This window comes from Paenibacillus sp. sgz302191 (assembly GCF_057749925.1).
In genome coordinates, this window is record NZ_JBYLHY010000026.1 from 67,569 (window position 1) to 92,441 (window position 24,873).

Below are 24,873 nucleotides of genomic sequence, written 5' to 3' on the forward strand. Positions count from 1 at the left end.
ATGGAGGACCGGCGGATGACGAAATTCCGTGCCAAACTGACTTTGATTTTGATCTTACTAATCGGATTTTCGATGCTGATTGCAGGTCTGTTTATGGCCAAAGTGCTCGAAGATTCGCATATTGAAGCGCTGCAGGACAACATGAAGCGGGAACTGCAGGTGATTTTGGCTACGGGCGATTGGAGGCACAGCGGCAGCGAAAGCGAGCTGATAGCTTACTATACGGACCAAGCGCTGAAAATCAAGCAGAGCACGGATGCGAGACTGACCTTTGTGCGTGCCGACGGGCTCGTTCTGGGCGATTCCGATCAAGATCCGAAGCAGATGGACAACCATTTGAGCAGACCTGAAATTGCCGAGGCCGGCGGGCCGAACGAAGTCGGCTACATTACCCGATACAGCGGTACGCTCAAGGAAAAGATGCTGTACGCGGCTATCCCCGTCAAAAACGGCAAAGAGATAACCGGATATTTGCGCATCGCGATGAGCCTGGAGCAGGTCGATGCGTCGATCCGCAACCTTTGGTATTTCCTAATCGCCGGATTGGGCATCCTGTTTGTTATAGTAGGCATCATCAGCTACCGGATCGCTCGGGACATCACCCGGCCGATTGAAAATATGACCAAAGTCGCGATGCAAATTACGAATATGAACTATCAGGCGCGCGTCTCATCCTTAAGCAAAGACGAGGTCGGCCAGCTCGGGCAAGCGATCAACCGGATGTCCGAAAGCTTGCAGGAACAGATGGAGCGCATTCAGGAGAACGAGCGGCGGCTGCAGGGCGTTTTGGAAAACATGGTGAGCGGCATCGTGATGGTTGACCGGAACGAGCGGATCGTGCTGCTGAATCCTTCCGCCGAGTACATTCTCGGCTTTTCCGCGCAGGAGCTTCTGGGCAAAAGGTATAGCGAGGCGAAGCAGCAGTATGAGTTCGCCAAGCTGATTCAAGAGTGCATCGAAACGAAGGAACCTATCCGCGACGAGATGATTTTTTATTATCCGTCCGAACGCATCCTTGAATTGAACTTGAACCCGATTTCTCACGATGACGAGGAATGGGCAGGCGTCCTGATCGTCCTTCACGACATCACCGCAGTGCGGCGGCTGGAGCGGATGCGCAGCGAGTTCGTAGCCAACGTGTCCCACGAGTTGAAGACGCCGATTGCCGCAGTAAAAGGTTTTGCCGAAACGCTGCTCGCGGGAGCGCTGAACGATAAGGAGACGGCGGAATCGTTTTTGCGAATTATTTTCGATGAGAGCGAGCGGCTGAACCGTCTGATCGGAGACATTCTGGAATTGTCCAAAATCGAATCCAAGCGCATTCCGATGCATTTTTCGCCCGTGCATGTCGTTGAATTTATGGAAAAGACAATCAACGTGATGCGCACGGAAGCGGAGAAAAAGAACATCGAGCTGTGCCTGCAGGTTCAGGACGATATTTATTTGGAAGCGGATGAGGACCGGCTGCGGCAAATATTTATTAATTTGCTCTCCAACGGGATCAATTACACGCAGGATGGCGGCAAGGTGAAAGTGCGGGTCGAACCGCTGGACATGAATGCCCTCGGCGACTATGAGCGGCTGCGGGTCATCGTATCGGATACCGGGATGGGTATTCCGAAAAAGGATTTGCCGCGCATATTCGAGCGGTTTTACCGGGTGGATAAAGCGCGCTCCAGAAGTTCAGGCGGAACCGGGCTCGGGCTGTCCATCGTCAAGCATTTGGTGGAGCTGCACAAAGGAACGATCCGGGTCGAGAGCGAAGTCGGCATCGGCACCAAATTTACAATTGAACTGCCTGTCATCCACTAATTTACACGGGATTAATAAAATGTTTACATTCTCTTTACAAAACGGTGCTACGATGAGATTATTGCAAAGTGTTAAAATACTGTAAATTCGGGGGATCCCATGGCTCAAAAAATTTTAGTTATAGAAGATGAACCTACCTTAGCCAGACTGCTCTCATACAATTTATCGCAGGAAGGTTATGATACGAAGGTTGTCGATCATGGTGGCGACGGACTACAAGAGGCTTTGCAGCAAAATTACGATCTCGTTATTCTCGATATTATGCTTCCTGGCCTGAACGGGTTTGAAGTTTTGACCAAATTGAGACAAAAGGGCAACAGCACGCCGGTCGTTATTTTAACGGCCCGCAATGCGGAGGACGAAGTCGTCCAAGGTTTGAAGCACGGGGCTGACGACTATATTACGAAGCCTTTCGGCGTAGCCGAGCTTCTCGCTCGCGTATCCGCCGTGCTGCGCAGAACGCAGCCGGACGAGCTGCTGTCGGACAAACAAAAGTCGGCCGATAAAGTGATACAAGCCGGAGATTTGTTCATTTATCCGGAAAAATACGAAGTTATTTTGAACGGGGAATCGATTCCGCTGCGTCCCAAAGAGTTCGAGGTGCTGCTGTATCTCGTTCAGCGGCCAGGCGTTGTCGTGACGCGGGACGATTTGATGAATATCGTCTGGGGCTTCGACTACATCGGCGGTCAGCGGACGGTTGACGTTCACGTCAGCTCGCTGCGTAAAAAGCTCGAAATGAACCAGCAATCGGTGCAAATCGATTCGATTCGCGGCGTCGGCTACAAGCTGATCGCAGGTACGGTAAAAAAATAATGAGCCTGGGGCATGCTGATTGGCAGCCGCCCAGGCTCATTTTTGCACATACAGCACGTATACGCCTTCTCCCGCGGGCTCGCTCGCAACGCGGCATCCGCGTTCGCGAAACCAGCTCGCGGCTGAGGAGAGCACCGGATACAGCTCGACCTGGCTGTGCATCATCGGCAGCTTGCCGGCCCCTGAATCGATCAGCTTGCGGAGAAACTGCTGCTGTTCGGACGGCTCTTTGAGCATATAGTCGCAAATGCATATTTTTCCGCCCGGCCGCACGACCCGCAGCATCTCTTCCCAGGCCAGCGGCCTTTGCTGCTCGGTAAAGTGGTGCATGGCGAAGCTGCTGACGGCAAAATCAAACAGGCCGTCCATATAAGGAATCGCGAGCGCGTTGCCGAGCTTGACTTCGATCTCGGGGTGCTTGAGCCCGCACACCTTGAGCATCTGCTTTGACTGGTCGATGGCCGACATTTGGGCGCCGAGGCGCTGCAGCTTCGCGGCCAGGTTGCCCGTGCCTGTGCCGATGTCCAGCCCTTTGTCGCCCGGCGCCGGCGCGATGAACGCTGCGATGGCCTGCAGCGCGGTTTCGTACGCCGCTCCTGCCTCTCGGCCGCCGCCGCGCCGCCCGGGACCGGGATGAGCGGCTGTCCCGTCGGCCAGAAGCTGGTCGAATTTCACGGCTTTGGCGTCAAAGTCCCAATGGTCCCGCCAGCTTTTGCGCAAATCCCGCACCGCTTTGCTTTGCCGGGCAAGTTCGTACAGCTGCTCCGTCGGCAGCTGTTGATTGTGTTCGGCGGCCTCGATCATTTGGTCCATCGTGGCGATGACCTGCTTCATTTCCGTCCACTGCTGGAAAAGCAAGGACCGCTGCAGCTGCAGCGCTTGCAGCACTTCTTCCTGGCCGCTAGGCACCGCGGTTTCCAGCGTCCGGCGAATATCTTGCAGCGGCATGCCGACCTCGCGCAGCGAAATGATCGTCTGGAGCCGCCAAGCGTCCTGCTCGGTATAGGTGCGGTAACCGTTTTCCTTCAGCTTGGACGGCGAGAGCAGCCCTTTTTGCTCATAAAAGCGTATCGCCCTGGCCGTAATGCCGAGCTTTCGGGAAATTTCATGAATGAGCACCCTTTTTGCGCCTCCTTTTTTCCACGTATGACAAAATCGCATACAAGTTGCACCAGATCCGAAATTTTCTTTTTTTGCCTGTTTGTTATACTTTCATTGTACAAGGTGAATGCTCATTAGAAAAGAATGTACAGTTCTGTTGGGGCACAAGGAGGAAAAAGTTAATGTCCAAAACGTATCGAATTGCGATTATCGGCTGCGGAGGAATAGCGAACGGCAAGCATCTGCCGAGCTTAAGCAAATTAGGCAATGTGGAAATGGTCGCTTTTTGCGATATTGTCACGGAAAGAGCGCATGACGCGGCAAACAAATACGGCAAAGGCGAAGCCAGCGTCTATGCGGATTACCGCGAACTGCTGCAGGACGGCTCGATCGACATCGTGCACGTCTGCACGCCTAACGATTCCCATGCGGACATCACGATCGCCGCGCTGGAATCCGGCAAGCATGTTATGTGCGAGAAGCCGATGGCGAAGACGGCGGCCGACGCCCGCCGCATGGTCGAAGCCGCGAAGCGGACAGGCCGCAAGCTGACGATCGGCTACAACAACCGCTTCCGCAGCGACAGTCAGCATCTTCATGGGCTGTGCGCCGACGGCGAGCTGGGCGAAATTTATTTTGCCAAGGCGCACGCCATTCGCCGCCGCGCCGTTCCGACATGGGGCGTATTCCTCGATGAGGAGAAGCAGGGCGGAGGTCCGCTGATCGATATCGGGACCCATGCGTTGGATTTGACGCTGTGGATGATGAACAACTACAAGCCGAAGGTTGTGCTTGGTACGTCCTACCATAAGCTGTCCCAGCGTGAAAACGCGGCCAATGCCTGGGGGCCATGGGACCCGTCCACGTTCACGGTGGAGGATTCGGCTTTTGGCATGATTACGATGCAAAACGGCGCAACAATCATGCTCGAATCCAGCTGGGCATTGAACTCTCTTGAAGTCGACGAAGCGAAGTGCACGCTGTGCGGCACAGAGGGCGGCGCCGACATGAAGGACGGCCTGCGCATTAATGGCGAGAAGAACAGCCGCCTGTTCACGACGAACGTCGAGCTGAACGCCGGCGGCGTAGCTTTCTACGACGGCGCCGTGGATAATGCGCAGGATCTGGAGATGCGCCTGTGGATCGAAGCGATCGATAAAGATATCGAGCCTGTCGTCACACCGGAGCAAGCTTGCGTCGTCTCCGAAATTTTGGAGGCGATCTACGAATCCGCGAGAACGGGTAAGGCGGTTTATTTCGACTAAGCCCGACATTTCCTGGGAAATAAATGCGCAGGGGATGTCCTAAAAGGGCATCGGCCAGTAAAGCCGGTTCCTGACCAAGTGAAAAGACGCCTCCAGCACCGCTGAACAAGTGGATGGGGCGTCTTTTTGCACCCTGATTGCTGCTGCCGTTGATTCTTTTTAATTTGCAGCCATGACACGATTGGTTTCCAAATCATCGAGAATAAGAATATTCCTGTAGCAGCGAATCGTTTTTCTCGCATGATTTACAAACCCTAAGAATGCAGACGGATTCATGTTGTATCGTAAATGAACGATATCCAATAACAATTGCGTAAAATGATACAGTGTCATAAGGAGAGCAACTTTGTTGATTCGATGTCTGGCATACGTGTCTAGTAAATACCAGGATAAAATGAATGCGCAGCCGAGCGGCATAACTGATTTGAGGCTCCAGTCGGCAATAAGCTGCAGGGCGGCAAAACCTAAAAACATGACAGTGACAAGACTGCATGCCGCTTCTCCGTCACGTCCGGGTTCGGTACCGGCAATGTACGCTCTGATGCGGAAGATGGTGTTTAATAAATTCTGCATAAGTGTTCTCTCCTTTTTACGAAAAAAAGCACCTCGCTTAACCCTTTAGTAAGGGCTTAGCGAGGTGCTTCCTTCGCGTAGTTTATTCTTTGTCTAAAGCTTAACATGTCCGGCTTCAAAATACAATCTTCACTTGCTAGAAGCCACATATTTCATAAGCTCAGCTATCGCCAAAAACTGCTTCATTAATTGACTGTTCAATTTTTGCAGGGCAAGCTGGAAGGACCGTTCCACTTGTTCATAGTGCTGTATTTCCAAGTCGTTCAAAAGCTGTTTCATATTATCAATAAAATATACGGTTTTCCTTAAACTGCTAATGAGAATAATTTTTCTTAGTTCCGTAAGAGTAAAGACTCTGTACCCGTTATGTTTATTTCTCTCCGAAATAATTAACCCCTCTTGTTCCCAATGCCGAATGGCTGATGGTCTGACACCGGCGATTTGGGCAACTTCTCCAATTGTCATTGAATCCGTTACATTCAAATGACTGAATTTCGAAAAATCGGCATTTCGAAGCATGCGCAAAACTTCCTCTACCCTAAGTTTTTCCGCTTGAATATTATGCTGCTGCTGATTGATAAGCCAAAGCGCATATTCGATATCCCGGTTCTTCATCCTTCTCATCACATCATACGCAACCGGAATCTCAAATCCTCGCAGCAACGCCCGAATTGTAACAAAAGCTTGTACATGGACGGATGTATAGCATCTGCGGTTGCTGACCGTCCTCGGCACATCCGGAATCAAGTCTTGATCTTCATATCTCCGTAAAGTAGTCGTACTCACATTCAGTTTCTTGGCAATTTGTTTAGGTGTATAAATCGTGTTCATTATCGATATCGCTCCAAATATTAAAGTAAAACCTTCAAGTGCTTCAGTAATATTGAATCGAATTTTAGAGGGGAAATCAAGGCGGATGAAGCGCTAAACCGAAAGATTGCATGAATGTTATATGATAGTTATATAAACCTTGAGGGAGTGAGTTCATTGAAAAAAATGATACGGTTAAACAATCATTCCGAAATAGAAGTAGGCTTAACGGGAGTTCCTGGCCGTCCAGCCATCATGCTGCCAATCGCTAAAAAATCTGTTTACAATCAGGAAGCGGAAAACTTGAAACTGTGGGGAGTAGACCCTGAATTAGGGAAACATTTTGTCGAGGGACTTGCTGACACGTTTCAGGTTTTATATTTCGATTATGAAGGATATCTATTTGAACATCCGAACCCGGAAAATCTCACACCGGAACATATTGTAAATGATTTTCTCCAAATAGCCGATGAAATGAATGTTGAGTATTTTAGCTACTACGGTTATTCTTGGCTTGCACTGGCGGGATTGCAGTTGGCCATAAGGTCAAATCGGCTGGAAAGCTTGGTCATGGGCGGTTTTCCGCCTTATGAAGGGCCTTATCAAGAAATGATGGTTGTGACCGCCAAAACACACACACAAGCTTTGAGTAATCAAGGTGCAGCAGTTACACAGCCTGAAGGATCAGAGAATCCGAATGAAACCGATTGGGAAAACATGACGGTCACAATAGATCCCCATGTAACGAAGCAATTTGTTACACTGTATCAGTGCCTTGCCGCTTTTGATGATCGCAGCATTCAACACAAGCTGGATTTTCCGAAATTGGCTTTTGCAGGAGAGAAAGATACGATCGTTTACGGTGAGAATTTTGGAAATGTTACTGTTGACATCGTGGGCTTGTTGAAGAAGAATATGAAAGAACTGACCGATCTGGGTTGGGATGTAGAAGTTCTTGAAGGAATTGATATGGACCATACAAAGGCCATGCAGCCGGATACTGTTTTACCACTCATTAAGCCATGGTTTATGCAACACTTCATATTAGGAGATCGAAAAAATTAGAGAACAGGAGGGAGTCATGACCAAAAGAAAACCCATTTACGTAGAAATTCTTATGAAAGTACCGATGGAAACATTGTGGACGTATACCCAGACTCCAGATTTGCATCAACAATGGGATTTAAGGTTCTCAGAGATTACATATATTCTAAAATCCTATGAAGAAGAGCCTCAGCGCTTTTTATATAAAACCAATATCGGCTTTGGAATTAGTATTGCGGGAGAAGGCGAATCGGTAGGCAACAAAGAGAAAGACGGCATTATGACCTCCAGCTTGAAATTCAGCTCATCGAATCCGGTTTCGCTAATAATTGAAGGAGCCGGATTTTGGCGTTATGTGCCTACAGCCGATGGTATTCGCTTCTTAACCAGATATGATTACAGGACTCGTTTTGGCGCATTCGGTACATGGATCGATCGACTCTTATTCCGACCGGTAATGGGTTGGGCGACGGCATGGAGTTTTGACTGTTTGCGGCTATGGCTGGAGCAGGGGACTCCCCCGTTAGTATTGATCAGGCGTTCAATTACGGAGGTTATTTTGACCGTAAGCTTGTTTATCATCTGGGTGTATCAAGGACTTGTGCCAAAACTGTTGGTACCGGATTCGGGGGAAATGGATATCTTGCGGAGCACCATAGGTAATGCTGATTATGGAAGACTTTTCTTGACGCTGATGGGATTAGGAGAAATCGGATTCGGTCTCTTGTTCCTTATTTTGAGTGGAAAGAAGCGAAGGGGGTTGCATAAGGCCAATATATTAGTCTTGATTCTTCTGGGATTAAGTGCGGCAGCGCATCCGGCGACCTATGCAGCGCCTTTCAATCCAATTTCTCTGAATGTGGCAATGATAGCTTTATCTATAATCAGTTTGCTAAATGCAACGGTGCTTCCAAATGCTGGAAGGTGTCTTCGAAGTTCACGTGAAGGGGACAGACAAGCATGACATCGATCTACGAAAAAATCCTCGGTGATGACTTCGCCAAGCTCCACCCTCAGATCCAAAAGCGATTCGGCTTCGGAAGCGAGAATCAAATAGCGTCTATCGGCAAAGGGATTATGGAACATGTTTGGTATGGCAAATGGTTTACACTGCCGTTTCTGGCTCTTGGTACGTGGCGAAATATCCTTTTTCCGCAGGGTGGGAAGCAAATTCCCTTCTCAATCGAGAACTATGCATACAAGGATACCTTTGGGCGAGAGACTGTTTCTTGGATTCGAACGTACCATTTTCCGAATCGGATCAGACGTTTTGATGCCACAATGATTTACAGTGAGAAACGGCGTAAAATTGTAGATTATCTGGGCACTCACCAGCATTTGGCTGTGGAGATTGATATGTTTGTTGCGGAGAATGGCGGTATGGGGTTACGGTCGGGGAAGCAATTTTTTTATGAAGGTATTCTAGGCTTTCGGTTTCCTATGACCTTTTCCGGTTATGCGGATGTCTGCGAGTGGTACGATGATGAGACCGGGAAGTTCCGAATTGATGTGCAGGTGAACAACAAATTTTTTGGACCGCTTTTCGGATACCGCGGATCTTTTGATGTTGAGTACGTCCCCATAACTAATCGTGGTATTCCTCAGCACGTCAAGCCAGTGCGGGAGGAGAGACGAGAGTAACTTTAGCAACTGCTCCCGAGCTACATGAACTCGGGAGCAGTTTTTCATATGAAGGGAACAATTCTTCAAAACTAGTGCGAAAACGACAACGGCAATCGACGGACTCTCTATGAAAATCGTGCTATTCTTTGAAAATGAAGCACTTGACACAAGTGACTATGCAGTTGGGAGATGATCTTTTTGGCAAAGATGAATATCTTGTTTAACATGAAAGCTATCTCGGTGTACTTCATAGGAACAGACCAAAAACTCATTCCTGCGCTCATTCACGCGCTGCGTAATAACAAGCTTACGATGATGAACTTTATTAACTCGCTGGAAAGAATCGATTTGTTCAATTCCGAGGCGATTTTGTATTCAAGCGACGGCAATAAAGCGAGAATTCCGATCTTTTAGCAGCATTTTGCAATTACCCATGTCCTCATTCGGAAATCCGATCAAACCGATGTCGGTTTTGTGTCGTTACCTATGATAGGAGGCAGATCAATTCGACTCCAAAAAAAATAAAGGTGGAATGAATGATGATGAAATGGGTAAGAGAGAACAAGTATGCGGCCGTATTGCTGATGTTTGTTCGAGTGTATGTCGGGTGGAAGTGGTTGGCGGCAGGTTGGGGCAAGCTCACCGCCGATCAGGCGTTTGACGCCAGCGGGTTTATACAGGGCGCTATAGCAAAGCCGATAGTCGATTCCGCAACAAAGGGGATGATTTACCCCAATTATGTGTCGTTCCTAAAAGATTTTGCCCTGCCAAATATCAAACTGTTCAACATCATCGTTCCTTGGGGAGAATTTCTGGTCGGGGCGGGATTAATCCTCGGTTGTTTGACTGCAGCAGCGGCCTTTTTCGGTCTATTGATGAACTTCATGTACATATTTGCCGGCGTCGTCAGCTTAAACCCGTGGATGATACTGGTTAGCTTTATTATCTTGTCGGCTGGCGCCAACGCCGGGAAAATCGGTGTCGATTACGTGACGCTTCCTCATTTGAACCGTTTATTTAAGCAGCGGTTCGCGAAAATAATGGGAAATTGACGGCCTCTAGAGGGTGCGGAAGCTAGCCGCAATTTAACAATCTTTTAACAAGACTTGATATTCCTCTTAATCTGTATAATAATAAGTAGTCTAGATAATGAAACAGGGAGATTAAGAGAGAAATGGCAACTTCAACAACAGAGCAACAGACGCAAGACCTCGAGCAGATCGAAATTTGGAAATGCAAGCAAGCGGACTGCAAAGCATGGGTGCGCAAAGAGTTCGTGACGGAAGAGCTTCCGGCTTGCCCGTTATGCAAAACGCAGATGGTGCGCAGCTACAAACACGTGCCTGTGACGACCAAGAAGGCAAACAAGAAATTTATTATGGGGAAAAGGCGTTTCTAATACATAACCCAGCCGAAATAAGCTTTGCCGGACTGCCATACGGTCGTCGCGGCGAAGCTTATTTTTGTTGCCGGCGGCAGGCGCACAAGTCAAAATATGCATATTCTCAAAAGCGATGAGCAAAAAAGAACAAGATTTTTGGGCATGAGTCCGATACAATAAATAGCGTAGCAGTCAGGTTCAGAAAGGTGGAAGCCAGATTCATGAAAACATTTTTGGATGACAATTTCTTGCTTAACACGGAAACGTCAGTACGTCTGTTTCACGATTTCGCCAAGGATTTGCCGATCATCGACTACCACTGTCATCTCAGTCCGAAAGAAATCTATGAAAACAAGCAGTTCAACAATATTACGGAAGCATGGTTATACGGGGATCACTACAAATGGCGGCTCATGCGGGCAGCCGGCGTAGAGGAAGCGAAAATTACAGGCGGAGCCAGCGACTACGACCGTTTCTTGGCCTGGGCTTCGACGGTGCCGATGGCGATCGGCAATCCGCTGTACCACTGGTCGCATATGGAGCTGCGGCGTTATTTTGATGTGCATGAAATTCTTAACGCGCAAAATGCCCCCGCTATTTGGGAGAAAGCAAACGCCAAGCTGCAGGAAGGCAAGCTTAGAGCGAGAGACTTGATCACCAAGTCCAAAGTGACGGTTATTTGCACGACTGACGATCCCGTCGATTCTTTGGAATACCACATTAAAATCAAAGAGATTCAAGATTTCGAAACGCAGGTGCTGCCTTCTTTCCGTCCCGACAAAGGATTCGAAATCAACAGACCGACCTTCGTCCCTTGGGTCCGCCAATTGGAGCAGGCGTCCGGCATTGCGATCGGCAGCTATGACGATTTCCTCGCGGCGCTTGAGAACAGAGCCCGTTTCTTTGATTCGGTAGGCTGCAAAGTGTCCGACCACGCACTCGATTACGTGCCATACGCGCCGGTTACGCGGGAGGAAGCTGCGGTTATTTTCCAGAATGCGATGAAAGGGCTTCCTGTCAGCCTGCATGAGGAAAAACAATTCAAAACGTATACCCTTGTTTTCCTGGGCGGTATTTATCATAAATTGGATTGGGCGATGCAGTATCACATTAATGCGTCGAGAAACAACAACGGGCATATGTTCAAGGTGCTCGGTCCGGATACCGGCTACGATTCAATCAACGATAGCCCTGTGGCCGGCGCGCTGACCGGCTTGCTGTCCGAGCTGGCGCTGAACGAGACGCTGCCGAGAACGATTTTGTACTCCCTGAATCAAAAAGATAACGACATTCTGGCTTCGCTCATGGGCAGCTTCCAGGGCGGCGGCATCGCCGGCAAAATCCAGCTGGGCTCGGCCTGGTGGTTCAACGATACGAAGGACGGCATGCTGCTTCAGATGAAAACGCTGGCGAATCACGGGCTCCTCGGCCGTTTCGTTGGCATGCTGACGGATTCCAGAAGCTTCTTATCGTATACGAGACACGAGTATTTCCGGAGAATTTTGTGCAATATGATCGGGGAATGGGTGGAAGACGGCGAGTTCCCGAACGATGAGGAGCAGTTGAAACAGCTGGTGCAGGATATTTCCTACAACAATGCCAAGCAATATTTTGGATTTTAAAAAGCGAAAGACCTGGGCGCGCAGTGCTGCGAATCCGGGTCTTTTTTTTGGTTTGGGGGGCGGCCCGGTTGCGTGAAGAAACCTGCAAAAGTACAGTTTTTGCCCGGTTGATACACTGGCCACGACAAATTCCTGCAATTGTGCAGGCTTTTCGCTGTGCACATGGTTTTAGGCTCATTTTCGCGGAAAATTCCTGCACAATTGCAGGCTTTTTGCTAAAATGAGCCGCTTCCGGCTGAAAAACCTGCACTATCGCAGGTTTTTCCTTGCCTACCGTGAAAAGGCCGGTTGGCGGGTTTGGATAGTCCCGCGGCGCCCGGTGCGGCTGGGGAAAGCCGCACGCATGGCGTCAGGCCGTTGCGCCGCCTCTCATTTTGCCGTGCGCATCAGTTTGCGGCATTCCAGCGGCGTCTGCTGGGTGACTTGCTTAAAGACGCGGCCAAAATGCGCGATGCTCTCGAACCCCGATTGCTCGGCGATATCGATCACCTTGAGCTTGGTTTCCCGCAGCAGCCGCTGCGCTTCGCGTACCCGGATAGTGTTCAAGTATTCGATGAACGAGAAGCCGCTCGTTTCTTTAAAAGTGCGGCAGAAGTAGCTCGGGCTGATGAAAAACGTTTCCGAAATGAGCGACAGGGACAGCTTTGTTTTGAAATTTTGGTTGATGTAGCCGATGATTTCGATGATTTTGTCGTTGGGCGCATGGGACGGTTCGGCCGCCGCCACGGCTTCGCTCGCCAGCCTGGAGCAAAAAACGAGCAGCTGCGTCAGCAGCGCATTGCCGTTAAGCTCCCAACCCGGCAGCATTTGCTGCTGCTCCTTCAGCAGGCTGAACAGCACCGTTTCCGCAAAAGTACGGTTTGCGCCGTGCAGGGGGATGACCGGCTGTTTGCCGCGAAACGGCGCCAGCAGCAGCTCGACGGCCGCAGCCTGATTGGCGGAGGCGGCGTCGATCCACGGATCGCCGAAGTTGAGCAAAATCCGCTCATGATGGGCCGCGTCGACGTCGTGGGTTTTGTGCAGCACATTTTTGTCGATAAAGACGAGATGGCCCTCTTCGATCAAGTAAGAGCGGTCGCGTATGAAGTAATATCTTTTGCCTGACAGCAAGTAGTAGATTTCGTAATTGTCGTGAAAATGGTTCACCGGCATGGAGAACCGCTTGTCTCTGCGCAGTCGTTCGATCTCAAAACCGTACAAGGGAAGTCACCTCTCGAAGGGTTGCCGCTAATCATGTTCCCGGATACAAATAGTATAGCAAAATATGCAAAGAAAATCAGTGTTTGGATAAGATCGGATTAGAAACAGAGCAAATATTGTATTACTCTTGAGTCATACGAAACCGAAAGGGGTAAGCTTAAGACATGAAGAAGCGCTATGTGTTGGTTGGAACAGGGGGACGCGCCGAGTTTTTCTACGGGGCTATCGTTAAAGATTTTCAGGAAACGTCCGAGCTTGTCGCTATTTGCGATATCAATCAAACGAGAATGGATTTCACCAACAAATTGTTAACCGAAAAATACGGGTACAACGCCGTACCGACATATAAAGCGGATCAATTCGAGAATATGATTCGCGAGCAGAAGCCGGATTTTGTCATCGTCACTTCTGTGGACCGGACGCACCATACGTACATTATTAAAGCGATGGAGCTGGGCTGCGATGTTATTTCCGAGAAGCCGATGACGGTCGATGAAGAGAAGTGTCAGGAAATTTTGGACGCGATCAAAAGGACGGGCCGCCAGCTTCGCGTTACGTTCAATTACCGCTATGCGCCTCATAATACCAAAATCCGCGAGCTGATTATGGACGGCGTCATCGGCGATGTTCATTCCGTTCATTTCGAGTGGCTGCTCAACACCCGCCATGGCGCCGACTATTTCCGCAGATGGCACCGCGACAAACGCAACAGCGGCGGGCTGCTCGTGCATAAATCGACGCATCATTTCGACCTCGTCAATTTTTGGCTGGGTACGAGCCCGCAAACCGTATTTGCCATGGGCGGGTTGATGTTCTACGGCAAAGAAAACGCGGAAAAACGCGGCGTTACGCAATTCTATCAACGCGCAACAGGCAATGAAATTGCGAAGGACGATCCATTTGCGCTTCATTTGGACAAGAATGAGCATTTGAAGGGCTTGTATCTGAACGCGGAGCATGAAGACGGCTACCAGCGCGACCAAAGCGTATTCGGCGACGGCATCAACATCGAGGATACGATGGGGGTCATGGTCCGTTACAAAAATAAAGCTATTTTGACGTACTCGCTGAACGCTTACTTGCCTTGGGAGGGATTCAACGTTCATTTCAACGGCAGCAAGGGTAGAATCGAAATGCGGGTCGTGGAGCAATCGTATGTCAACTCCGGCGGACGCAAAGAAGATGAAGGAGCGCTTAAGGAAAAATACATCAAGGTATTCCCGATGTTCGATGCGCCATACGAAGTTGAAATCGAACAAGGCGTAGGCGGCCATGGCGGCGGGGACCCGATTTTGCTGCGCGACATTTTCGACAAGCCGTCCGACGACCGCTTTAACCGTGCGGCTTCGCACGTAGACGGAGCGATGTCCATATTGACCGGCATCGCCGGCAACATCTCGCTGCGGACAGGGCAGCCGGTTGCTGTCGACCAGCTTGTGAAATTTGAATAACGTATAGCAAGCACAGCTGTCCGGGAAGTGTTCGCAAAGTACGGGAACAGCCTGAAAACCGAGCAAAAGGACCTCAAGTTCCACTACCAAGTGGAGAATGAGGTTCTTTCTTTTGGTGAAACTTCAAGGCAGAGCGGGACATAAAAAGTACCAATTGACTTTTGGGGCGGCACCGTTTTGTTCGGTATTGGCGGCAGGCCTTATCTGTGCTAACCTGATACAGAGAACGTACAAGGGGTGTGTGCCGGATGAAGAGGGTGCTTATTACCGGATACAGGGCATCCGAATTGGGGATATTTTCCTTGAAACACCCGGGCATTGCAATTATTAAGAAAGCGATTGCAAAACGGATCCTGGGGCTCGTCGACGAAGGGCTGGAATGGGTAATTGTCAGCGGCGGCTGGGGTGTAGAGCTTTGGGCTGCAGAAGCGGTTATCGAATTGAAAGCGAGCTGCCCGAATTTGCAGCTGGCGGTGATTACGCCGTTCCTCGAGCAGGAAGAAAATTGGAGCGATGAGAAGAAAAGCGTATACAGCCGCGTTATAAGTCGTGCGGACTACGTTAACAGCGTCACCAAGAGCAAATATGAAGGACCATGGCAGTTTAAAGAGCGGGACAAGTTTTTGCTGCGGAATTCCGACGGCCTGCTTCTTGTTTACGATGAAGATACGGAAGGTTCCCCCAAATATATGAAGCAGCAAGCGCTGCGAATCGCCGAGAATCAATCGTATCCGCTCATCAGCATCACAGCTTTGGATTTGCAGAGTATTGCCGATGAGGAGCAGCAGGAGCGCGAATATGCCGAGTGAGAGGTTGACCAATTTTTGCGAAAATGGAGTGGTGTTTATGAAGCCGTATGTGTTTATCGCAAGATCGATTCCCGAAGAAGTGGAAACGTACATCGCCGAACACTGCGATTATAAAATATGGGATCAGCCGGAAGCGATTCCGCGGCAGCGGCTGCTGGAAGAGCTTGCGCAAGCGGACGGCTTGCTGACGTCGGGGAACCGTATTGACCGCGAGCTTTTGGATCGGGCGCCGCGCCTGCGGGTGGTAAGCAGCTCCAGCGTCGGCTACAATCATTTCGATTTGGCTGCGATGAAGGAGCGGAACGTGATGGGAACGCATACGCCGCACGTTTTGGACGATACGGTTGCGGATCTCGTACTGGCTCTCATGCTCGGGGCGGCGCGAAGAATTGCGGAGCTGGATCAGTATGTGAAGCGGGGGAACTGGAAGCGCGGCGACAACGAAAGCTTGTTCGGCATTGACGTGCACCACGCTTCGCTCGGAATTATCGGGATGGGCAGAATCGGCGAGGCCGTAGCCAAACGCGCCAAATTCGGTTTTGACATGGATGTCTCCTACTACAATCGCAGCCGGAAAAAAGAAGCCGAAGAGCGCCTCGGGGTACGCTATGCGCCCCTGGAAGAGCTGCTGAGAACAGCGGATTTTATCGTCATGCTGACTCCGCTGACCGATTCGACCGTCCGCATGATCGGCAAGGAGCAGTTCGGCTGGATGAAGGAGACCGCGATATTCATCAACGCTTCCCGGGGGCAAACCGTGGACGAAGAAGCGCTGCTTGAAGCGCTTCAGCAAGGACGCATCCGTGCCGCGGGGCTGGATGTTTTTGAACGCGAGCCGGTCGATGCCGATCATCCGCTGTTGAAGCTGCCGAATGTGATCACCTTGCCGCACATCGGTTCGGCCACGACCAAAACAAGATTCGACATGGCGCAGCTGGCCGCCCGAAATCTGGTCGCAGCTTTGCAGGGGCAAGTTCCTCCCAATTTGGTGCCGGAGCTGGCGAAATGAAATGTAAGTGAGCTGGTGCCGGAGCTGGTGAAATGAAATGTAGGTGAACAGGTGCCGGAGCTGGTGAAATGAAATGTAGGCCAAGGCGCAGCCGGAAAACCAGTCTTTTTCCTCCATACGACGGGGAAGAAGGCTGTTTTTTTGCTGCCGCTAGCTTTCAGGGTAGTACCTCTTATTGCTCTTTGAGATGCCTGCAGTGAGGCATTCCGCCAATTGTGCAGCAATTTCAGCGAATATATGAACGTAGCCACATTTTTGCCGATAATTTCTGTACAATCTCCACGCATTTGCAGGCTTTTCTTCCAAACGAACCGTTACCGCTAAAAAAGTCTCCCACTATCCAGACTGCCCAGAAACCCACACGCCAGAGTTGGTCGTACAAACTACCCGGTTGCACCATTTACCCCGGTCGCGCGAAAAAGCCTGCAAAAGTACAGTTTTTGTTTGCTAGATTCGCTGGCCACGACAAATTCCTGCAATTGTGCAGGCTTTTCGCCGTGAACATGGGTGTGGATTCATTTTCATCAAAAATTCCTGCACAATTGCAGGCTTTTCGCGAAAATGAACCATTTCTACTGAAAAAGCCTGCACTTTCGCAGGTTTTTCCCTGTCAAGCCGCCTTGTCCCCTCCCACTTCGGCTCCGCAACTTGTAGGGAGAAGCAAGGCCGACTTCAGTGCCAAAAGCTGAGCAAGAGAAGCGAGGTTCACTTCAACGCCACAACCCATGCAAGAGAAGTTAGGCCCACTTCAGCGCCAAAGCTGAGCAAGAGAAGCAAGGCCCACTTCAGTGCCGCAACCGATGCAGTAAACTCCGGCACCGCAAACGGTTGCAGGAGTAACGTGGCCCACTTCAGCAATCGCAACCCATGCAGTAGAGGCGCAAGGTTGGCGAAGAGCGGCTGCGGCCCCTTGACTGTCCAGGTTTTCGGCTTTCCAAGCCGATACGAGCCTTTGGCGCGATCCAGGAATACGTAATATGAGGGAGAGGAAGAAGCGCATACTATTGCGGGCTCAGTTTAAATGATGTCAACATCGTTCTTGACGAAAAGGGATTTTGATTAGATTGAACGTGTAAGCGCTATTGCATTACGATTAGATCACAATCACTTTGCCGAAAAAGAACGGTAAAGAATTTGAATCATTTAAAGGAGGGATATCCCAGTGGATGCTACAGTTGCCAAACAACACGCATCTTCCGGCGGAATCCGGGTGGGCGTTCAGCGTTTCGGCCGTTTTCTGAGCGGCATGGTGATGCCGAATATCGGCGCATTTATCGCCTGGGGTTTAATCACGGCATTATTTATACCGACAGGCTGGATTCCAAACGAATATTTGGCCAAACTCGTTTCGCCAACGATTACTTATTTGCTGCCTCTGCTGATCGGGTATACGGGAGGAACGATGGTGCACGGGACGCGCGGCGGCGTTATCGGCGCAGTGACGACGATGGGGGTCGTAATCGGCACGGACATCCCGATGTTTTTGGGTGCGATGATTGTCGGTCCGTTTGCGGCTTGGGTGCTCAAGCAGTTCGACAAATCCATCGAAGGAAAAATCCGTTCCGGCTTTGAAATGCTCGTGAACAATTTCTCCTCCGGCATCATCGGCGGCATTTTGGCCGTACTGGCGTACTCGGTCGTGGGGCCGGCCGTTCAGGTCGTCAGCAAAGCGCTCGCCGCCGGCGTGCAGGTGCTCGTCAATGCAGGGCTGCTGCCGCTGGCGAACGTTTTGATCGAGCCGGGAAAAGTGCTGTTCCTGAATAATGCGATCAATCACGGCGTTCTTAGCCCGATCGCGTTGGAGCAGGCGTCCAAAACAGGAAAGTCGATTTTGTTCATGCTGGAGTCCAATCCGGGACCGGGGCTTGGCATTTTGCTCGCCTATTGGCTGGTCGGCCGGGGGGCGGCGAAGCTTTCCGCACCGGGCGCAGCGATTATTCATTTTTTCGGCGGCATTCATGAAATTTATTTCCCATATATTTTGATGAACCCGCGGCTGATCCTGGCTGCCATTGCAGGCGGCGTAACCGGAACGTTCACGTTCTCCCTGTTCTCCGCCGGTCTTGTGGCTCCGCCTTCGCCTGGAAGCATTTTCGCCTATATCGCCATGGCGCCGAAAGGCGGGCTGCTGCCGATTTTCACAGGGGTCATCACGGCAACGATCGTTTCTTTCCTGGTTGCGGCGCTGCTGCTCAAAACCAGCAAGCAATCCGAGCAGGAAGACGATCTGGATCAGGCTACCGCGAAAATGAAGCAGATGAAGCAGGCTCCGGTATCTTCGCCTGGCGCAGCAGCACCCGTATCGGCATCTGCCGTTAAGCCGGCGTCGGAAGTGCGCAAAATCGTATTTTCGTGCGATGCGGGCATGGGATCGAGCGCGATGGGAGCATCCATTTTGCGCAAAAAAATGAAGGAAGCCGGCGTCGACGTCACTGTCATCAACACGGCGATCAGCGAAATACCGGGCGATGCGGACATCGTCGTTACCCACAAATCCTTGACGGACCGGGCGATCAGCCGATCTCCGCAGGCCGAGCATATTTCCATCGAGAATTTTATGAAAAGCCCGGAATACGATGAGCTGGTAAAAAGATTATCGAAATAATTTGTCTGACGCTGGCTCATTTGCCGGCGTTATCTCCATTTTGTAAATAAGGAGAATTCACATGAGGAGCCTGTCGCACAGGCATCGTCAAATTCTTGAATTGCTGCTGAATCGGCAAGGGGACATAACGGCAGGCGAAATCGCCGCGGAAATCCGGGTCAGCACGAGAACCGTGCACAGGGAGCTGTCCGAGCTGGAGGGGATCGTGGCGGAGCATGGATTGACGCTGCAAAAAAAATCCGGCAAAGGCATTCAGCTGCAAGCCGAGGCCGGGCAGTTGGAATCGTTCCGGCGCTTGCTTCATGGCGGGACGGCGGTCGAATATTCGGCGCAGGACCGGAAAATTTTGATTTTGTGCATGCTGCTGCAAGAGGATGAACCTGTGAAGCTGTTCGCTCTCGCTCACGGCTTAAGCGTTACGATTCCGACGATTACGCACGACCTGGACGAATTGGACGGCTGGATTGCCAAGTCCAACCTCACGCTTGTCAGACGCAGAGGCTACGGCGTCGAGCTGAGCGGCTCTGAAATCGACAAACGCCGGCTGATCGGCATGCTGGCCCGCAATTATTTGGACGACGCGGAATTGTTCGGGACTGCGGAGAGCGTTCGTTCGCCTGTCGCACAGAAGCTTTTGGAGCTTATCGGCAAGGACGGTTTCATCCATGTCGAGTCCGCTCTCTGGCAGGCGGAAGATAAGGGCCTAAGCGCTCTGTCGGAAAACGAATATACCGATTTGCTGATGAATGTCTCGATCGGCATCGCCCGCATCCGGCAGGGCAAGCTGATCGAGGCGGCGGCCGCGCCCAATCCGGTTCATCCGAACGGGCTGCAGCAGTACGTCATGAACCGGCTCTCTGAGCTTATTCCCGTCACGTTTACCGCTTCAGAGGTCCGCTATCTTGCTACGCTCCTGGAGCCACGGGAAGCGGGCCATCCCGACGATCTGCTGCCGGCCAAAGAGCTCAGCTTGATGGAGACGGTGTGGAAGCTCATACGCAGTATGGAGCGCCGAACCGAAATCGGCTTCAGTGAGGATAAGTCGTTAAAGGACGGCCTTCTGAGCCATCTGGAATCGGCGCTGCGCAGACTGCGCGAAGGCGCAATTATCCGCAATCCGCTGCTGGCGCAAATCAAGCGGGATTACGAGGCTCTTTTTGCGACGATCCGCCTGGCCGTGGACGAAACGATAACCGGCATTGCCGTCCCGGATGAGGAAATCGGCTTTCTGGTCATGCATTTCGGCGCCTCGGCCGAGAGGCTGAAGCAGTTCAAACGCGATGTAAGAGCGATTTTGGTTTGCACGAGCGGGATCGGCACCTCCAAAATGCTTGCGGTCCGTCTGACGAAAGAATTACCGCAAATCGAAATTATCGGGCATGCTTCTTGGTTTGAGGCGGCGCGCATCCCCGAAACGGAGTACGACTTAATTATATCGACCGTAGACCTGCCTTTGGATGAGGAACAATATATTAAGCTGAGCCCGCTGCTTACGCAGGAAGAGGAGGATCGGCTCCGGTCGTTCATTCAAAACGTGACACTGCAAAAACATGAGCCGGCCGCGCCGGATCTTACCGATGAGGCCGGTTCTCCGGGACGGCTGCACCGCATCCAGCAATATTTGAATGAAATCGTCGGGATTATCGATCAATTCGACGTTCATGTGATCGACCGGTCGTTCGGGAGCTTGCAGGAAACGCTGCAGGTTGTATGCGGCTATGCACGGCAAGCAGGGGTTATCGACGAAACGGATACGATTGTCCGGCTGCTGCTGGACAGGGAGAAGCAGAGCAGCCAAGTGATCCCCGATACGGGCATCGCTCTGTTTCATATCCGCAGCGAGCACGTATATAGACCTTCATTAACGTTGTTTCGCTTGCACGAGGAACTGGTCGTCGGTCAGGGAACTTCGTCCGGAGTCAGGCAATTGCTGCTGATGCTCGGTCCGAGGGAGCTGTCGAAAGAAAGTTTGGAAGTGCTGAGCGAGATCAGCTCTTATCTGTTGATGCCGGAGATGCTTCAGCTTCTGAAAGAGGGAACGAAGCGGGAACTGAAACATTTTTTATCGCAGGAATTAGCCGTTTTCTTAGAACATAAAAAATAACCGGATGGAGAAGGAGAACTGTACGATGAGTATTTTATCCGTGAACAAAATCAAATTAAACGCGAAAGCAAGCGATAAATGGGAAGCGATTCGGATGGCCGGACAGCTGCTGGTGGATGCGGGGCACGCTTCCAGCGGCTATATCGACAAAATGCTGGAGCGGGAACAAACGCTGTCGACCTACATGGGCAACGGTTTGGCGATCCCTCACGGCACACAGGATTCCAAATCGCTGATTGCCTCGACGGGATTGTCCATCGTACAGCTGCCGGAGGGCGTTGATTTCGGCGAAGGCGAGCGGGCAACTTTAGTGATCGGCATCGCTGCTCCCGGCAACGAGCATTTGGAAATATTGACGAACATCGCGATGATCTGTTCCGAGGATGAGAACGTCGAACGGATTATGCGGGCCAAGACGCCGGAAGAAATGATCGAAATATTCGAGAGCGGGTTGGAATCATGAGGGCGCTGCATTTTGGGGCCGGAAATATCGGCCGCGGTTTTATCGGGCTGCTTTTGTCACAATCGGGCTATGAAGTCCGTTTTTCGGATGTCAATGAGACGGTGGTTGATTTTCTGCACAAGAGAAAATCGTACACGGTCCGCCTGGCTAACGAATCACAGGACCGCTTCACCGTCAATAACGTGGACGCCATCAACGGCAGAAACATAGAAGAAGTCGCCGAATCTGTGGCTGAAGCCGATCTGGTCACGACAGCGGTTGGGGTTAACATTTTGAAGCACATCGCGGAGGGCATCGCCAAAGGTATTGAAAAGCGCCTGGAGCGCGGCTCGGCGCCGCTTGCGGTAATCGCGTGCGAGAATGCGATTGGCGGCAGCACGCAGCTGAAGGAGCACGTCTACGCCCATTTGAGCGGGGAGGCGCGTGAAAAAGCGGGCCGAAGCATCGCGTTTCCGGATGCCGCGGTCGACCGGATCGTTCCTCTCCAGCATAACGAAGATCCGCTGGAAGTGACGGTCGAGCCGTTCTACGAATGGGTGGTCGACGAATCCCAATTGTTTGAAGGCTTCCGCCGTATAGACGGCGTTCATTACGCAGCGCATTTGGAGCCTTATATCGAGCGCAAATTGTTCACCGTCAATACCGGCCACTGCTGCGCCGCATATCTCGGCTGCGTTCACGGATATGCGACGATTCAGGATGCCATGGCGGACGGCAAAATCGCCGCTCAGGTGCAGCAGGTGATGGAAGAGACCGGCTCCCTGCTAGTTCAAAAGTACGGCTTCGACAGCAGCGAGCACGAGCGGTACATCCGGCAAATTTTGGCGCGTTTCACTAATCCTTATTTGACCGATGAGGTTACCCGGGTCGGGAGATCGCCGATCCGCAAGCTGTCGGCCAACGACCGCCTGGTTCGCCCCGCATTGCAAGCGTTCGAGCGCGGGTTGACGCCGGTGTATTTGACCAAGGCGATGGCGGCCGCTCTGCTGTTTGACGATGCGGCCGATCCGGAAGCCGCGGCGATTCAAGCGGACTTGAAGGAGCTAGGCATCGCCGCGACCGTCGCGAAATATACTGCGATACCCGAGGATCATCCGCTTCACGGCATGATCGTGGCGCAATACGAATCCTTGAAACAATCCGTACATTCCAGAGAAAGGGGAGTTTGCCATGGCTAACCTAAAAGCACAATCAATCGCGGGCATCGCGGCATCCCCCGGTATCGCCATAGCGAAGGCTTACCGCCTGCATCGCTCGAATTACGTTCCCGCCCCGGGCAAAGCCGAGGATATTGCGTTAGAAAAGGCGCGTTTTCAGAAAGCCGTTGAAGAAGCGGCGCAGGAGCTGGAGCAGATCAGGGCGCTGGCCGAGCAGCGCATGGGCGCGGCCAAAGCGGAAATTTTCGAAGCGCATCTGCTGCTGCTGGAAGACCCTGATTTGATCGATGCGATCCTGGACAAAATCGAGAGCTACGGCGACAACGCGGAATTCGCGCTGCATGAAGTCGCGGGCAGCTTTATCGAAGTGCTCAGCTCTATGGACAACGAGCTCTTGAGAGAGCGCGCCGCCGATGTGCGGGACGTTGCCGGCCGAATCATGAGCCACCTCCGGGGAGAAGCATACGCAGCCGTGTCAGGGATTCATGAGCCGTGCATCGTGATTGCCGAGGATTTGACGCCGTCGGATACCGCGCAGCTGAATCTGGACTTCGTCCTTGGCTTCGTTACCGAAATCGGCAGCCGGACGTCGCATTCCGCGATCATGGCACGCTCGCTGGAAGTGCCGGCCATCGTAGGGGCGGGAGCTGCCGCCGCCGATATTGAAACCGGAACGACGGTCATTATGGATGCGCTGGAAGGCACGCTCATCGTCGATCCGGGCGATCGGGAGCTGGATGCGTATCGGGCGCGGAAAGAGGCTTACGACCGCCGCAGGCAGGAGCTGCGCAAACTGCTGGAGCAGCCGTCGGTTTCCAGTGACGGTCATCGTGTCGAGCTGGCCGCCAACATCGGAAGCGTCGAGGATCTGGAAAAGGTGCTGGGCAACGGAGCCGAAGGAATCGGGCTGTTCCGCACCGAATTTTTGTATATGGGACGCAGCGCTCTTCCGACGGAAGAGGAGCAGTTCCAGGTATATAAGCATGTTCTTGAAAAAATGAACAACAAGCCTGTCGTCATCCGCACGCTCGACATTGGCGGCGACAAGGAGCTTCCATACATGAAGCTTCCCGCAGAGAGCAATCCTTTTCTCGGGCTGCGGGCCGTGCGTCTGTGTCTCGACCGGCCGGATTTGTTCCGCACCCAGCTCAGGGCGCTGCTGCGGGCCAGCTCTTTCGGCCAGCTGAAGATCATGTTCCCGATGATCGCGGTCGTGGAGGAGCTGCAGGCAGCGAAAAAACTGCTGAACGAAGAGCGGGAGAAGCTTGTTCAGGAAGGTGTCAAGGTATCCGACAGCATCGAGGTTGGAATTATGATCGAAGTGCCGGCGGCGGCGCTTGCCGCGGATGTCTTGGCGAAAGAGGCGGATTTTTTCAGCATCGGAACGAACGATCTCATTCAATATACGATGGCTGCGGATCGGATGAACGAGACGGTCTCCTATTTGTATCAACCCTGCCATCCGGCCATTTTGCGCCTTGTGAACATGGTGATCCGCGCGGCCGAAAAAGAAGGCAAATGGGTCGGCATGTGCGGAGAAATGGCCGGCGACGAAACGGCTATTCCGATTTTGCTCGGACTTGGACTGCATGAGTTCAGCATGAGCGCGGGCTCGATTTTGCCGGCCAGAGCGCTGATCCGCGCTTCGTCTCACCGCGAATGGGCGGACTATGCGGAGCAAATTTTAAGCATGGGCAGCCAGGCGCAAATACAAGCTTTTGTAAACGAGAAAACAAGGAGTGGCTTGCAATGATTGCTCAAACTTATATCGTATTAAACCCATCCGGATTTCACGCGCGGCCGACGAAAGTATTCGTGCAAAAAGCGAGTGCTTTCCCCTGCAAAGTCAATGTGACGAAAAACGGCCGGAAAGTGAACGGAAAAAGCTCGCTCAGCATGCTGACGCTGGGCATTGAGCAAAACGATGAGGTGACGCTGGAAACGGACGGCGAGCAGGAAACGCAGGCGCTGGAGGAATTGGGGCAGCTGCTGGGCACGATTTTCGAGGAATGAACAAAGGGGCTGCCT

At 51.8% G+C, this 24,873-nt stretch carries 23 protein-coding genes; 19 read left to right on the forward strand and 4 right to left on the reverse strand.

Annotation, left to right across the window (positions count from 1 at the left end; translation table 11 throughout):
- The first annotated feature begins 15 nt into the window (after positions 1 to 15).
- Together pnpS and AC3G2T_RS28820 are read left to right on the forward strand one after the other, a co-directional pair.
- Positions 16 to 1,812 (forward strand): two-component system histidine kinase PnpS, encoded by a 1,797-nt coding sequence (gene pnpS / locus AC3G2T_RS28815; RefSeq protein WP_474679699.1) that lies wholly within the window; start codon positions 16 to 18, stop codon positions 1,810 to 1,812.
- 99 nt (positions 1,813 to 1,911) lie between these two features.
- Positions 1,912 to 2,628, forward strand: coding sequence for a response regulator transcription factor (locus AC3G2T_RS28820; protein WP_474679698.1), 717 nt, complete (start codon positions 1,912 to 1,914; stop codon positions 2,626 to 2,628).
- Between the two features lie 36 nt (positions 2,629 to 2,664).
- Here the strand turns inward: AC3G2T_RS28820 and AC3G2T_RS28825 are convergent, their stop codons facing one another.
- The gene (locus tag AC3G2T_RS28825; protein ID WP_488437721.1) at positions 2,665 to 3,747 is read right to left on the reverse strand and encodes a MerR family transcriptional regulator; all 1,083 of its coding nucleotides are present in this window, start codon (positions 3,745 to 3,747) and stop codon (positions 2,665 to 2,667) included.
- A 164-nt stretch (positions 3,748 to 3,911) separates the two neighbouring features.
- On the opposite strand from AC3G2T_RS28825, the gene AC3G2T_RS28830 reads away from it, so the two are divergent.
- Positions 3,912 to 4,994, forward strand: a complete 1,083-nt coding sequence (locus AC3G2T_RS28830; RefSeq protein WP_488437722.1) for a Gfo/Idh/MocA family protein — start codon at positions 3,912 to 3,914, stop codon at positions 4,992 to 4,994.
- 159 nt (positions 4,995 to 5,153) lie between these two features.
- Here AC3G2T_RS28830 and AC3G2T_RS28835 read toward each other — a convergent pair whose 3' ends face one another.
- Together AC3G2T_RS28835 and AC3G2T_RS28840 are read right to left on the reverse strand one after the other, a co-directional pair.
- The gene (locus AC3G2T_RS28835) at positions 5,154 to 5,567 is read right to left on the reverse strand and encodes a hypothetical protein (RefSeq protein ID WP_488437723.1); all 414 of its coding nucleotides are present in this window, start codon (positions 5,565 to 5,567) and stop codon (positions 5,154 to 5,156) included.
- A gap of 129 nt (positions 5,568 to 5,696) precedes the next feature.
- Positions 5,697 to 6,398, reverse strand: coding sequence for a MerR family DNA-binding transcriptional regulator (locus AC3G2T_RS28840; protein WP_488437724.1), 702 nt, complete (start codon positions 6,396 to 6,398; stop codon positions 5,697 to 5,699).
- Between the two features lie 156 nt (positions 6,399 to 6,554).
- Between AC3G2T_RS28840 and AC3G2T_RS28845 the strand changes: the two genes are divergently transcribed.
- The 7 genes from AC3G2T_RS28845 (at position 6,555) to uxaC (ending at position 12,047) form a co-directional block, all read left to right on the forward strand.
- Entirely contained in the window at positions 6,555 to 7,442 is an 888-nt protein-coding gene (locus AC3G2T_RS28845; RefSeq protein ID WP_488437725.1) for an alpha/beta fold hydrolase, read from the forward strand.
- A gap of 16 nt (positions 7,443 to 7,458) precedes the next feature.
- Positions 7,459 to 8,385, forward strand: coding sequence for a DoxX-like family protein (locus AC3G2T_RS28850; RefSeq protein ID WP_488437726.1), 927 nt, complete (start codon positions 7,459 to 7,461; stop codon positions 8,383 to 8,385).
- On the forward strand, positions 8,382 to 9,062 hold the full coding sequence (locus AC3G2T_RS28855) for a DUF4166 domain-containing protein (RefSeq protein WP_488437727.1): 681 nt from the start codon (positions 8,382 to 8,384) through the stop codon (positions 9,060 to 9,062). Before AC3G2T_RS28850 ends, AC3G2T_RS28855 begins: the two co-directional genes overlap by 4 nt.
- 180 nt (positions 9,063 to 9,242) lie before the next feature.
- Positions 9,243 to 9,458, forward strand: coding sequence for a hypothetical protein (locus AC3G2T_RS28860; RefSeq protein WP_474679690.1), 216 nt, complete (start codon positions 9,243 to 9,245; stop codon positions 9,456 to 9,458).
- A 122-nt stretch (positions 9,459 to 9,580) separates the two neighbouring features.
- Positions 9,581 to 10,096 carry a DoxX family membrane protein gene (locus AC3G2T_RS28865; RefSeq protein WP_474679689.1) on the forward strand — a complete coding sequence of 172 codons (516 nt, stop codon included), beginning with the start codon at positions 9,581 to 9,583 and terminating at the stop codon, positions 10,094 to 10,096.
- Between the two features lie 122 nt (positions 10,097 to 10,218).
- The gene (locus AC3G2T_RS28870) at positions 10,219 to 10,443 is read left to right on the forward strand and encodes a cold-inducible protein YdjO-related protein (RefSeq protein WP_474679688.1); all 225 of its coding nucleotides are present in this window, start codon (positions 10,219 to 10,221) and stop codon (positions 10,441 to 10,443) included.
- A 203-nt stretch (positions 10,444 to 10,646) separates the two neighbouring features.
- Positions 10,647 to 12,047, forward strand: coding sequence for a glucuronate isomerase (gene uxaC / locus AC3G2T_RS28875; protein ID WP_488437728.1), 1,401 nt, complete (start codon positions 10,647 to 10,649; stop codon positions 12,045 to 12,047).
- Positions 12,048 to 12,416: 369 nt separating this feature from the next.
- On the opposite strand, the gene AC3G2T_RS28880 is transcribed toward uxaC, so the two are convergent.
- Complete coding sequence (locus AC3G2T_RS28880) at positions 12,417 to 13,247, reverse strand: helix-turn-helix domain-containing protein (protein ID WP_488437729.1); 831 nt, start codon at positions 13,245 to 13,247, stop codon at positions 12,417 to 12,419.
- Positions 13,248 to 13,411: 164 nt separating this feature from the next.
- Here AC3G2T_RS28880 and AC3G2T_RS28885 point away from each other — a divergent pair, with 164 nt between their 5' ends.
- The 9 genes from AC3G2T_RS28885 to AC3G2T_RS28925 all read left to right on the forward strand — a co-directional run bounded on the left by AC3G2T_RS28885 (position 13,412) and on the right by AC3G2T_RS28925 (position 24,858).
- Positions 13,412 to 14,698 (forward strand): Gfo/Idh/MocA family protein, encoded by a 1,287-nt coding sequence (locus AC3G2T_RS28885; protein WP_474679684.1) that lies wholly within the window; start codon positions 13,412 to 13,414, stop codon positions 14,696 to 14,698.
- Positions 14,699 to 14,946: 248 nt separating this feature from the next.
- Complete coding sequence (locus tag AC3G2T_RS28890) at positions 14,947 to 15,507, forward strand: SLOG family protein (RefSeq protein ID WP_474679683.1); 561 nt, start codon at positions 14,947 to 14,949, stop codon at positions 15,505 to 15,507.
- A 37-nt stretch (positions 15,508 to 15,544) separates the two neighbouring features.
- Positions 15,545 to 16,516 (forward strand): 2-hydroxyacid dehydrogenase, encoded by a 972-nt coding sequence (locus AC3G2T_RS28895; RefSeq protein WP_488437730.1) that lies wholly within the window; start codon positions 15,545 to 15,547, stop codon positions 16,514 to 16,516.
- A 1,162-nt stretch (positions 16,517 to 17,678) separates the two neighbouring features.
- On the forward strand, positions 17,679 to 19,121 hold the full coding sequence (locus AC3G2T_RS28900; protein WP_488437731.1) for a PTS mannitol transporter subunit IIBC: 1,443 nt from the start codon (positions 17,679 to 17,681) through the stop codon (positions 19,119 to 19,121).
- A gap of 61 nt (positions 19,122 to 19,182) precedes the next feature.
- Positions 19,183 to 21,225 carry a BglG family transcription antiterminator gene (locus AC3G2T_RS28905; RefSeq protein ID WP_488437732.1) on the forward strand — a complete coding sequence of 681 codons (2,043 nt, stop codon included), beginning with the start codon at positions 19,183 to 19,185 and terminating at the stop codon, positions 21,223 to 21,225.
- A 25-nt stretch (positions 21,226 to 21,250) separates the two neighbouring features.
- Positions 21,251 to 21,688, forward strand: a complete 438-nt coding sequence (locus AC3G2T_RS28910; RefSeq protein WP_488437733.1) for a PTS mannitol transporter subunit IIA — start codon at positions 21,251 to 21,253, stop codon at positions 21,686 to 21,688.
- Positions 21,685 to 22,866: a mannitol-1-phosphate 5-dehydrogenase gene (locus tag AC3G2T_RS28915; RefSeq protein ID WP_488437734.1), complete on the forward strand. Its 1,182-nt coding sequence runs from the start codon at positions 21,685 to 21,687 to the stop codon at positions 22,864 to 22,866. The genes AC3G2T_RS28910 and AC3G2T_RS28915 overlap by 4 nt, the downstream gene beginning before the upstream one ends.
- The gene (gene ptsP / locus AC3G2T_RS28920) at positions 22,859 to 24,598 is read left to right on the forward strand and encodes a phosphoenolpyruvate--protein phosphotransferase (protein WP_488437735.1); all 1,740 of its coding nucleotides are present in this window, start codon (positions 22,859 to 22,861) and stop codon (positions 24,596 to 24,598) included. Before AC3G2T_RS28915 ends, ptsP begins: the two co-directional genes overlap by 8 nt.
- Positions 24,595 to 24,858, forward strand: coding sequence for an HPr family phosphocarrier protein (locus AC3G2T_RS28925; protein WP_488437736.1), 264 nt, complete (start codon positions 24,595 to 24,597; stop codon positions 24,856 to 24,858). Before ptsP ends, AC3G2T_RS28925 begins: the two co-directional genes overlap by 4 nt.
- The last annotated feature ends 15 nt before the right edge of the window (positions 24,859 to 24,873 follow it).

Coding starts and splice junctions, on each gene's coding strand:
- pnpS (WP_474679699.1), top strand. CDS start 16: ATGACGAAATTCCGTGCCAAACTGACTTTGATTTTGATCTTACTAATC.
- AC3G2T_RS28820 (WP_474679698.1), top strand. CDS start 1,912: ATGGCTCAAAAAATTTTAGTTATAGAAGATGAACCTACCTTAGCCAGA.
- AC3G2T_RS28830 (WP_488437722.1), top strand. CDS start 3,912: ATGTCCAAAACGTATCGAATTGCGATTATCGGCTGCGGAGGAATAGCG.
- AC3G2T_RS28835 (WP_488437723.1), bottom strand. CDS start 5,567: ATGCAGAATTTATTAAACACCATCTTCCGCATCAGAGCGTACATTGCC.
- AC3G2T_RS28840 (WP_488437724.1), bottom strand. CDS start 6,398: ATGAACACGATTTATACACCTAAACAAATTGCCAAGAAACTGAATGTG.
- AC3G2T_RS28850 (WP_488437726.1), top strand. CDS start 7,459: ATGACCAAAAGAAAACCCATTTACGTAGAAATTCTTATGAAAGTACCG.
- AC3G2T_RS28855 (WP_488437727.1), top strand. CDS start 8,382: ATGACATCGATCTACGAAAAAATCCTCGGTGATGACTTCGCCAAGCTC.
- AC3G2T_RS28865 (WP_474679689.1), top strand. CDS start 9,581: ATGATGATGAAATGGGTAAGAGAGAACAAGTATGCGGCCGTATTGCTG.
- AC3G2T_RS28870 (WP_474679688.1), top strand. CDS start 10,219: ATGGCAACTTCAACAACAGAGCAACAGACGCAAGACCTCGAGCAGATC.
- uxaC (WP_488437728.1), top strand. CDS start 10,647: ATGAAAACATTTTTGGATGACAATTTCTTGCTTAACACGGAAACGTCA.
- AC3G2T_RS28885 (WP_474679684.1), top strand. CDS start 13,412: ATGAAGAAGCGCTATGTGTTGGTTGGAACAGGGGGACGCGCCGAGTTT.
- AC3G2T_RS28890 (WP_474679683.1), top strand. CDS start 14,947: ATGAAGAGGGTGCTTATTACCGGATACAGGGCATCCGAATTGGGGATA.
- AC3G2T_RS28895 (WP_488437730.1), top strand. CDS start 15,545: ATGAAGCCGTATGTGTTTATCGCAAGATCGATTCCCGAAGAAGTGGAA.
- AC3G2T_RS28905 (WP_488437732.1), top strand. CDS start 19,183: ATGAGGAGCCTGTCGCACAGGCATCGTCAAATTCTTGAATTGCTGCTG.
- AC3G2T_RS28910 (WP_488437733.1), top strand. CDS start 21,251: ATGAGTATTTTATCCGTGAACAAAATCAAATTAAACGCGAAAGCAAGC.
- AC3G2T_RS28915 (WP_488437734.1), top strand. CDS start 21,685: ATGAGGGCGCTGCATTTTGGGGCCGGAAATATCGGCCGCGGTTTTATC.
- ptsP (WP_488437735.1), top strand. CDS start 22,859: ATGGCTAACCTAAAAGCACAATCAATCGCGGGCATCGCGGCATCCCCC.
- AC3G2T_RS28925 (WP_488437736.1), top strand. CDS start 24,595: ATGATTGCTCAAACTTATATCGTATTAAACCCATCCGGATTTCACGCG.